The 10,813-nt window shown below is 38.5% G+C and carries 8 protein-coding genes and 1 pseudogene; 7 read left to right on the top strand and 2 right to left on the bottom strand.

Annotated features, from left to right (window positions below; genetic code table 11):
• The 4 genes and pseudogenes from C6H22_RS02685 to C6H22_RS02665 form a co-directional block, all read left to right on the top strand.
• Nucleotides 1-930 (top strand): annotated as a pseudogene (locus C6H22_RS02685) (motility associated factor glycosyltransferase family protein); the annotation flags it as partial.
• 10 nt (nucleotides 931-940) lie between these two features.
• Entirely contained in the window at nucleotides 941-1,612 is a 672-nt protein-coding gene (gene bioD, locus C6H22_RS02680) for a dethiobiotin synthase (protein ID WP_104693795.1), read from the top strand.
• Between the two features lie 38 nt (nucleotides 1,613-1,650).
• On the top strand, nucleotides 1,651-1,857 hold the full coding sequence (locus C6H22_RS02675; protein WP_104693794.1) for a hypothetical protein: 207 nt from the start codon (nucleotides 1,651-1,653) through the stop codon (nucleotides 1,855-1,857).
• A gap of 889 nt (nucleotides 1,858-2,746) precedes the next feature.
• Complete coding sequence (locus tag C6H22_RS02665) at nucleotides 2,747-3,586, top strand: glycosyltransferase family A protein (RefSeq protein WP_158654597.1); 840 nt, start codon at nucleotides 2,747-2,749, stop codon at nucleotides 3,584-3,586.
• A gap of 5 nt (nucleotides 3,587-3,591) precedes the next feature.
• On the opposite strand, the gene gdhA is transcribed toward C6H22_RS02665, so the two are convergent.
• Nucleotides 3,592-4,944 (bottom strand): NADP-specific glutamate dehydrogenase, encoded by a 1,353-nt coding sequence (gene gdhA / locus C6H22_RS02660; RefSeq protein WP_104693791.1) that lies wholly within the window; start codon nucleotides 4,942-4,944, stop codon nucleotides 3,592-3,594.
• Between the two features lie 364 nt (nucleotides 4,945-5,308).
• On the opposite strand from gdhA, the gene bamA reads away from it, so the two are divergent.
• From bamA to C6H22_RS02645, 3 genes are all read left to right on the top strand, one after another.
• Nucleotides 5,309-7,588, top strand: coding sequence for an outer membrane protein assembly factor BamA (gene bamA / locus C6H22_RS02655; protein WP_104693790.1), 2,280 nt, complete (start codon nucleotides 5,309-5,311; stop codon nucleotides 7,586-7,588).
• Between the two features lie 21 nt (nucleotides 7,589-7,609).
• Complete coding sequence (locus tag C6H22_RS02650; protein WP_104693789.1) at nucleotides 7,610-8,680, top strand: dehypoxanthine futalosine cyclase; 1,071 nt, start codon at nucleotides 7,610-7,612, stop codon at nucleotides 8,678-8,680.
• Between the two features lie 74 nt (nucleotides 8,681-8,754).
• On the top strand, nucleotides 8,755-10,068 hold the full coding sequence (locus tag C6H22_RS02645) for a M16 family metallopeptidase (RefSeq protein ID WP_104693801.1): 1,314 nt from the start codon (nucleotides 8,755-8,757) through the stop codon (nucleotides 10,066-10,068).
• A 12-nt stretch (nucleotides 10,069-10,080) separates the two neighbouring features.
• Here C6H22_RS02645 and C6H22_RS02640 read toward each other — a convergent pair whose 3' ends face one another.
• Complete coding sequence (locus tag C6H22_RS02640) at nucleotides 10,081-10,758, bottom strand: CinA family protein (protein WP_233707005.1); 678 nt, start codon at nucleotides 10,756-10,758, stop codon at nucleotides 10,081-10,083.
• Nucleotides 10,759-10,813: the final 55 nt, after the last annotated feature.

Here is a 10,813-nt window from a genome sequence, read left to right as displayed (position 1 = left end):
AAAGATGTGCTGATACAAGCACCTTTGGGCGATACCACGTTACTTTGTGGTAGCGTCGTGCAGCCAGAAGCTTTGGCTCTTGGCAAAAACGCTTATATATTTATGCGCGGTGGAAGTGCAGGGGCTTATATGTTTGGTGCAAAAAGCGTTGTGGAATTTAGTGCGCCATATGTTGGCAATGCGGGTTTTGCACTTGCTGCACTTTTGGGCGAGGAAGTATTGATATGCGGACTTGATTGTGGCTATATCGAGGGCAAAAGCAAACATGCCAAAAACTCTTTTTATGGCAAAGAGGTGCCACAGATTCCAGCTCATGCCTTCAAGGTGCAAGGTAATACAGAATCTAGTGTTTATTCTGACGCGCTATTTAGTTTGAGTGCGCGTAGTATGGAGCGATGTATCAAGGCATTTACACCGCGTATCGTGCTGAATCTCGGTGAGGGTGCGTATATACAAGGAACAAAGGCATGCAGTATAGAGGAATTTAGTTTACGTGAGCTTGAGAGAGGAAAAAAGCAAAAAGCTATCAACAAAATTATCGCACATTGTAGTACCGATTATACACAAGTTTTTAGGACATACGGGGATTTGAATCTTGCGGAAGTGCTTGCATACAAAGAGGAATTTATGACGCTTTTATCCTGCAGAGTATGCAACAAAAAGGAATTATTTGCCCTAATCGATCGCGTGCACCACTTTAGTCTTAAGATGAGTGCGCAAAATACCTTTGTGGGGTTACTTTTTGAGGGGAGTGTTGGACATATTTTACATAATCTCATGGTGAGTGCGTTACATTTGCCTAGAGATGATATTGAGGGATTTTATTATAAATCTGTGGGGATTATACGCGAGGGAATGGAAAAAATGGTGATGAGCTATAGGTTGCTTTGTGTAAGCTTAGGAAGGCAATTGACACACGATGTTAAGTAAGGATAAATATATGCGGTTGCCGTATTTGGTGGTGGTAGGATCGCACACAGATGTAGGGAAAAGTGCAGTGAGTGCCGCACTTTGTTATGGATTAGGCTTAGCATATCATAAGATTGTGCAAGCAGGTACACCAACAGATAGTGATGTTATTGCCACTCTCACGCCACATACGCACATTATCCCAAGTGCTATAACCTTGCAAACTCCTACTTCTCCACATAGAGCTAAAAAATTAGAATCTCTTCATTATGATGCGCTAGAGCTTCCGTTACCCACACGCACCACACCAGAGACTACTATTTTGATAGAGACTGCTGGAGGACTTTATACACCTATAGATTCTACGCATTGTGTGTTGGATTGGGTAGCATACCATCATTTACCGGTGGTGCTTGTAGGGCGGCATTATTTGGGTGCAATCAATCATATTTTATTAAGCATAGAGGCACTAAAGACTAGAAATATAGACATATTGGGGCTTATAATAAGTGGTGCTTGTGATAGTCAAGCATATGATAGTGAAGAGTTTATCACGCAATATAGCCAAATGCCAATCGCACATCTGCGAGAGTTTGACAAGGATACATTACATGTTCGCGAGGACTTTGCAAGGGTAGCTTGTGAGCTTGTGATCGAGTTAAACACACTCTACCATATACAAGAGCTTCTTTATACACATTAAAGAAGAATGATTTGTAACGAGGGTAGTAATTTGCCCTTATGGGCGGATTACTCGTGTATTTTTTAGAATACATCTTGATCAATCATTTTATAGCGCGGTATTTGATTGCACTTTTGCACGATTTTATGCTTTTGCAAAGTGAAAATCTAGCTGATATTTTTAGCTATGTTTTTGAATTTGGTTGCGCGTGGGGACAATACACACGCCTTTTGCTAGAAAATTTTGCACCAAAAAATGCTTTGTAATGATATTAATGATTATAAAAAAGTATTTGAGAATCCACCATTTAGTGATTTTGGCGTGGAGTTTGCGCGTTTTGATATGAATGATTGTACAAATTTTCTCAACCAGCATTTTCTTGTATCGCTTCAAACGTTTGTTTGCAGTGGCTTGAGCAAAGAGAAGCTTTGGAGCAATTGCAAGCATTTTACATCCACAAGGCTTACTTGTATTTGGCACTTTTGGAAAAGCTAACCTTTGGCAGGTAAGAGAGCTTTGCAATGTGGGGTTAGAATATTTGGATTTGGAGGAATACCGCGCACTAATGGAGAGTGAATTTGAAATTTTGCATTTAAGCACGCAGACAAAATTTTGCATTTTAATAGCACGTTAGAATTTTCAAACACCTTGCGTTAAGTGGTATCAATGGCCTACAAAAAGGATTTTTTAAAAAAGCTCTTTTGCAAAAATACACCAAAAGCTATGGCAACAACCTTGAGCATGAATGCATTTTTGTGCTTGCGAGAAAAAAGCCCATTTCCTTTGGTAAGGCAATTTAGAGAGATTTTCTAAGCTAGGCAATGCTTTAGTGGTTTTTTATATTTTTTCTTTATAATTGTGATTTGAATTTTAAATAGAGACAAGGAAAAATAATGCAAGAAAATAGCGCCTTACAGCAAAGCAATACGGGGGGGGGGGCATACAGGCTCTAAGACTTCAAATGATTTAGATTCTCTCCTACATCCTCATTTTCCACCAAAGCAATCCCATCTTACTGCAAAACAAAAGGCTTTTTCTTATCTTCGCACTTTGCCTTTTTGGATAAAGATTTTTCTTAAATTACCATATATCCCCATCAGATGGACTAAACAAAAGATTAAGTTTTTCTTACTTGAAAATGAAATTAAGAGATTTTTGCGTTCAAATACTTTTGGAATCCGCCTAAATCCAACTCCACCAAAAATACCACTTATTATCTCGCTAACTTCTTATCCAAAGCGATTCTATCAGTTGCACTATACATTGTATTCAATTATGAAACAAAGTTATAAGGCTGATAAAATTATCCTTTGGCTTAGCAAACAAGAATGTCCCAATGGGCGCGCAGATGTGCCAAAGCATATTTTAGAGTTTGAAAAATGTGGCTTAGAAATTGCCTTTAGTGATGAAAATCTTCGCCCATACAACAAGATCATTCATACGATCCGTGCATACCCACAATCTTGCATTATTACATTTGATGATGATATTTTTTATCCAGACTTTATTGTCAAGCGTTTAGTAGAAAGCTATGAAAAATTCCCAAAAGATGTGCATTGTCATTGGGTGGGATATGTGATTTTTGATAAAGATGGCGTACTTGAGGATTGTAATAATTGGTTAGAAATTTTTAAATATCAAATCCCACCGCGTAGTTCATATCGTAACTTTTTATTTGGTGTAGGGGGCGTGCTTTATCCACCACATTGTCTTCATAAAGATGTGGTGGATTCTGAAATTTTTATGCGTCTTGCTCCTACAAGCGATGATATTTGGCTTTGGGCTATGGCACTTTTACAAGGAACCAAAATTCGTCTTATTGAAAACCATGATCCAGATTCTGTTGCAAATGCAATCACAACTTGGGGTAGCCAGGAAAATGCTTTGTGGAAATACAACGCCACTGCAAGCCAAAAGCATTTGGATAATATCCTTGCTTACTACCCACAGATATTAGAAATTTTAAAACCAGCGAATCTAAAAGCCAAGGTGTGAGATATTTAAATCACACCTTGATCAATCATCGCCCCAGCGACTTTTCTAAAGCCTGCTATGTTTGCTCCTAAAACGAGATTTGTAGGATCACCAAACTCTGCAGCAGTTTGGCTTGCATTTGTAAAGATGCTTCTCATGATACCTTGAAGTCTTTCATCAACAACTTCAAAGCTCCATGGTGTCATACTTGCATTTTGTGCCATTTCTAGCCCACTTACTGCCACACCACCAGCATTAGCTGCTTTACCAGGACCATAACAAATTTTTGCTTGGATGAAGTGATGCACAGCTTCCATTGTTGAAGGCATATTAGCACCTTCGCTTACGCATTGGCAACCATTTTGGAGCAAGATTTTTGCATCTTCTAGGCTTAATTCATTTTGTGTTGCACTAGGGAAAGCTGCAAAACAAGGAATTGCCCATACATCATTTGTGCCAGCTTTGTAGTCGCTTGCTTTAGTATATACTGCACTGCTTCTTTTTTGTGCGTATTCTTCAAGTGAGGCACGTTTTACCTCTTTGAGTTCTTTGAGTAACGCAAGATCAATACCATCTTTGTCATAAATCATACCCTTAGAATCACTGATAGTTACGGGTTTTGCACCAAGCTGTTGAAGCTTTTCTACTGTGTAGATAGCCACATTTCCGCTTCCTGAAACGGTGCAAACTTTACCCTCTAAGCTTTCTCCACGTACTTTAAGCATTTCTTGTGCAAAATACACGCTTCCATAACCTGTTGCTTCTGTTCTTACTAAGCTTCCACCCCATTCAAGAGCTTTGCCAGTAAGCACACCATCAAAGCGGTTGGTAAGTTTTCTGTATTGCCCAAAAAGATAACCAATCTCACGCCCACCTACGCCTATGTCACCAGCAGGTACATCTGTAGTGGCGCCAATATGTCGGTATAGTTCATTCATAAATGCTTGACAAAATCGCATAATTTCGCCATCACTTTTTCCTTTTGGATCAAAGTCGCTACCACCTTTGCCACCACCCATAGCAAGAGTTGTTAAAGAGTTTTTGAAAATTTGCTCAAATCCCAAAAACTTGATAACACCCTCATTAACGCTTGGGTGAAATCGCAAACCACCTTTGTATGGTCCGATTGCAGAGTTAAATTCGATTCTGTATGCACGATTGACTTGCACTTTGCCTGCATCATCAACCCAGCTTACACGGAAGTGAATCTCGCGATCTGGCACAACAAGGCGCTCTAAGATAGCATTTTGTTGGTATTTTTTGTTTTTTTCAAGTTCAGGATTAAGAGATTCTAAAACCTCTTCTACCGCCTGATGAAACAACACCTGTGAAGGATAATTTGTCTTTACCTTATTTAAAACTTCTTGTGCATATGACATAATGCTCTCCTTAAATGTGTTTTAGCTTGTTCCTCTACTTCTTTGATAGTGTTCAGGACTAAGACTTCTGTGTCGGACAGCAAGCTTTGCGATTATATCTTATTTTTTTAGTTGTCAAGTCAAGTGTGAAAAATTTTGGGAAATTTTTATCGCAATATGGCATATATGAAACATTTTTAATTGAATCTACAGATGTGAGTCATACATTAATATGGGTAGATTTAGGATTATTGTTATTGCTTAAACTTTACTTGATGCATTGTGATAGCTTAGATTCTTTTTAATATTTTTTAAGTATAATCTCACCCCTATTCATGTGAGTTTGGAATGCAAGAATCTAAAATATGAGAGAATTCATAAGCGTATGAAAAGATGTCTAAAATTATTATTTTTATTGTTATGTATAAATAGCGTCTATGGCGCACAAATTACTGCCGTGCGCTATGAGGGTAGCACTTCTGTGTCCGACACTCTTGCGGCAGAAATTTCAAAAATAAAGCCAGGTGATATGCTTGATGTAGGGAAGGTTGATGATGCAGTTGTTGCATTTTTTCAACAAGGGTATTTTTCTGATGTATATGCGACCTTTGATAATGGGGTTTTAACCTTTCATTTTAAACAACGCCCTAAGATTGCGAGTGTAGAGATTAAGGGCTACGGTAATGAGCAAGAAAAAGAAACTTTGTATAATCAGATTGGTATCAAAAAAGGTGATAGTTATGATGAAGTCAAGCTAGAGCGTGCCAAGCTTATTATTAAGACGATCTTAGAATATCAGGGCTATTATGGTAGCGTGATTAGTGAAGAGCTTACACCTATAGGAAGCGATGATGCTTATGCCATTACATTGAATGTCAATCAAGGTGAGAATATCATCATTACTAAGGCATATTATCAAGGGCGTGAAAAATTAAGCATGAGCGAAGTTCAAGAACTTGCAGCCAATAGGGAAAAGCAATTTGCGGGATGGCTGTGGGGACGCAATGATGGAAAACTCAAACTTAATGATTTAGAATTTGATAGTGCGAGAATCCAGGACGCATATATGCGAAAAGGTTTTTTGGACGCGAATGTGTCTCCAGCTTTTTTGAAGACGGATTTTAACGACTATAGTGCACAACTATATTATAAGATACAAGAGGGTGAGCGTTATAAGACTTCTGATGTAAAAATTGTTTTGCAAGATCCTGTGCTTTCAGAGGAAAAGCTTCTTAAAAAACTTAAGATTCAAAAGAAAGAATATTTTAATATAGAGAATCTGCGGGCGGATATGGATATTATTAAGCAAGAAGTTGCGGATTTGGGTTATGCCTTTACGCGTGTGTCTCCTGATTTGGATAAAAATACAGCAGATTCTGAAGTCAAGGTTATTTATTATGTGCAAACAGGACAGAAAGTTAAGATAAATGACGTGATTATCACGGGCAATACCCGAACTGCTGATAAGATTATTCGACGAGAATTGCTCTTAGCACCCGGCGATGAATATTCTCTCTCACAATTACGCCGATCCGAAAATGCTCTAAAACGCTTGGGATACTTCGATAAAGTAGAGATTGAGGAGCGTAGGGTAAGCGAAGATTCTATGGATTTGCTTGTAAGTGTCCAAGAAGCACGCACTGGTGAGCTTATGTTTGGGTTTGGATATGGAAGCTATGATAGGCTTATGCTTAATGCCTCTATTAGAGAGAGAAATCTCTTTGGGACAGGACATAGCGGACAGCTTTATATGGATTGGTCATATCGTAGGCAGCTTTTTAATCTCACACTTACCAATCCGCGTATCTTAGATTCTGAATATAGTGAATCTGTTAGTGGATTTGTTTCAACATATTGGAACTGGGATTATCGCGAACAAACCGTGGGTGGAAGCATAAACTTCGGACGCTTGATCACGGATACTTTTAGGGTTTCTTTGGGTTATACGCTAAGTACTACAAGAATTTTAGGATTCTATCAAGAAGCTACAAGCAATGCGTATATGCAGTATTTCCAAGAAGTTTATAAAAATGGGGTAACTCCCCTTGATGCGCCACTAAAAAGTGCTATTAGTCCAAGTATCTACTTTGATAACACAGATGACTACTACTTCCCTAAAAATGGTATCATCGCTTCTGCATATTTGGAATATGCTGGGCTTGGTGGTCAAGAGAAATATAGCAAGATTTATGGGAAGTTTGCTGCTTATAAACATTTAAAAAGTCTCATAGGCTTAGATCTTATCGCGCGCTACAAGATGCAAGCAGGTATGATTATCGACCATGGATATACGCCTATTACAAGTAAATTTTATATGGGTGGTATCACGAGTGTTCGTGGATATCAGATAAGTTCTCTTACACCACGCTATTACACAAGTAGCTATCTACAAGGTATTCGTGTGGGTGGTAATTATATGATGACAAACTCTGTAGAGTTGAGTTATGGAATCTTGGAAAAAGCACAAATGCGTTTAGCGGTTTTCTATGATTATGGTATGATAGGTGTAGATTCAATCAATGAGACAATGCGACAATCATGGGGAGTGGCTATAGAGTGGGTGAGTCCTATTGGACCTTTGGTGCTTGTATTCCCACGAGCGATCAATCCACAGCCAAATGATTTTACTTCGACATTTGAATTTACTATGGGCACGAGATTTTAGAATCACTAAAGGAGACAGCATATGAGCACTACACCAATTCTTGCGAAAAAGCGCGTGAGTAATGCAGAGATTTTGGATTTGATGAAAAATGCTTCACTCAAAGATTTGGGCATACGCGCCACACAGATTCGAGATGCACTACATCCAAGTAATACAATCACATTCGTTGTAGATAGAAACATCAATTACACAAATATTTGTTGGGTGGATTGTAAATTTTGTGCTTTTAAGCGACGCATTAATGAAGAAGGCGTGTATATTTTGAGCTTTGATGAGATTGATGCCAAAATTGAGGAGCTTATCGCCATTGGTGGCACACAGATTCTCTTTCAAGGTGGTGTGCATCCTAAATTACAAATAGAATGGTACGAAGATCTTGTAAGTCACATTCACCAAAAATATCCACAAATCACAATACACGGATTTTCGGCTATTGAGATTAATTATATTGCCAAAGTTTCACAAATCACCATTCCAGAAGTATTAAAGCGTTTGCAGGCAGTGGGGCTTAGTTCTGTGCCTGGTGCAGGTGCAGAGATTTTGAGTGATAAAGTGCGTGATATTATTGCACCAAAAAAACTTGATACTCGTGAGTGGCTAGAAGTGCATGAAGAGGCGCACAAAATCGGTATGAAAGGGACTGCTACGATGATGTTTGGCAGTGTAGAATCTGATGAAGATATTGTTGCACATTGGGAGGCATTGCGCAATCTTCAAGACAAATATCATGGCTTTAGGGCATTTATTCTTTGGAGCTTTCAACCCAACAACACTCCACTTAAAGAGGAATTTCCTGATATCAAATGTGCAAGTTCACATAGATATCTGCGTCTTTTGGCATGTAGCAGAATCTATCTTGATAATTTTAAAAATATCCAAAGTTCTTGGGTAACACAAGGTCCCTATATTGGGCAATTAGCTCTGCTTTTTGGTGCAAATGATTTGGGAAGCACAATGATGGAAGAAAATGTTGTGTCTTCGGCTGGCGCTAGTCATTCTATGAATGAAAAAGAAATGATAGCGCTTATCAAGGATTTGGGTTATAACCCTGCTAAACGCAATACTGCTTATGAGATTTTGCAGCGTTACTAAGGGAGTAGAAACCTATGTCAAGGAAATTGTATCGTGGTATTTTCGGCTTTTTGCTATTTGTTGGAGGTTTGTGTATGGTTTTAAAAAGTAATTACTTTGAATCCAAAGATTCTCAAGTGGAATATGTGCGCATTAATGATGTCAATGTACCACTTATTTTTGAGCAAAGCGATCTTCTTCCTGTGGGGGAAATTAGACTTGTGTTTCAAGGTGCGGGAAGTATGTATGACGCTATCAATACCAAAGATGTGATAGCAAATCCAAAAAATACCAAAGAAGCAAAGGCAGGACTTGCAAATCTTGCCTCTGGATTGCTTAATGAAGGCACATATACGCTTGGAAATATTGCGTTTGCAGACAAACTAGAATCTAAGGCTATTACGCTTAATGTGGGCTCTGGTATGCAAACATTGAGTTTTGAACTCTCATTTTTAAAGGAACAACAAGACTTCGCACTTTCGTGCCTTGTAGATTTACTCAAAGATCCAAATATCACACAAGCAAGCCTTGCAAAGCTAAAAGGCATCACCAAAGCCACAATTTTACGCAAGGAAAATGACTTTGATTATGTTGCACGCACAAACCTTGATGCGATATTTTTTGAAAATACACCTATGGAATACCCTAGCATAGGAGATATAGCAAGTGTAGATTCTATAACGCTAGAGGATATTGAGCAGTATTTGCGTCAAAATCTCGTGCTTAATCGCCTCATCATTGTAGCAGGTGGTGATATGCAACAACAAGAACTCAAAGAGCAACTTATTAAGGAACTTAGCTTTTTGCCTGTAGGTACAAAGGTTTCTAAGCCCTCAATAACACCGAGAAAAACTCCAAAAGAAATAGTTGTGTCCAAACAAACCCAACAAGCTTATATACATTTTGCCTCGCCATTTTATGCCAAAACCACAGAAAACTACAAAACAAAAGTGATGAGCTTTGTGTTAGGATCATCAGGCTTTGGCTCTCGGATAATGGAAGAAGTACGTGTCAAGCGCGGTTTAGCATATAGCGCATATTTTAGTATCACAGGCGGAAGCGATGTGGTAAATTATGGTGTGGGATATCTCCAAACAGGATTAGATTCTAAGGACGAGGCTCTTAAGGTCGTGCAGGAAGTTATGCAAGAATTTGTGAGTAATGGTATCACGCAAGATGAGCTAGATTCTGCCAAAGCCTTTATTCTTGGTAGTGAGCCATTGGGCGAGGAGACACTCTCACAACGCCTACAGGCTAAATTTATGAATTATATGCGTAATATGCCACTTGATAACCATAAAAAAGATGTTGCTAAAATCTCTCATCTTTCTTTGAAAGAAATCAATGAGTTTATTGCCAAACACCCAGAGATTTTGCAACTTAGTGTGAGTATTGTTCAAGACAAATAGAATGTGAGGGTTTTAGGATTTTAGAATCTCTCTTATTAGCATAAGAATTGCGGTTTGTGTGGCTTGTTTTTGCACGCTTTTGCGATTACCATGAAAGATGTGTTGCTCTATTTTTGCGACATTGCCTCTTTGTTGCACACCTACATATACAAGTCCTACAGGCTTTTGTACACTTCCTCCGTTTGGTCCAGCGATACCACTTGTAGTGAGGGCAAAGTCCGCACCACTTAAATGTAAGATTCCCTTGCACATTTGGGAGATAACTACCTCACTCACTGCACCAAAGCTTTGTAAATCCTGTGAATCTACACCTAGCCAAGATTCTTTAATGCTATTATCATAGCTTATTACGCCACCCAAAAATACTTCCGATGCTCCGCTAATTTGGGTAAATTCATAGGCTAATAATCCTCCTGTGCAACTTTCTGCCGTGCTTAATTTTTGGTTTGTATCTTTAAGAAGTGTAATGGCGGTTTTGGCTAGATTTGTAGTAAGAAGAAGTTTTGCACCAAAGAGTGTATGTATCTCATCAAAAAACGCACACAATGTTGCTTTATCGGTATGCGAGGCTTTGATAAAAAAATCTTTAGATTCTAAAACGATAGCATGTTGTTTTGCAAGTGTATCAAGGAGTGTAATAGTGCCTAGAGAATCTATACCCATAAGCAAAAAGGAAGTCGTATGTTTCATAACAGTACCTTTTTGGTATTTTGTAAGCTGTGGATTTTGATATTTTAGCATTTAT

Source organism: Helicobacter equorum, from assembly GCF_900198655.1.
In the GTDB taxonomy this organism is placed as follows: domain Bacteria; phylum Campylobacterota; class Campylobacteria; order Campylobacterales; family Helicobacteraceae; genus Helicobacter_F; species Helicobacter_F equorum.
The sequence above is the reverse complement of the archived record's forward strand: the minus strand, read 5'-3'. Positions and strand labels throughout refer to the sequence as shown.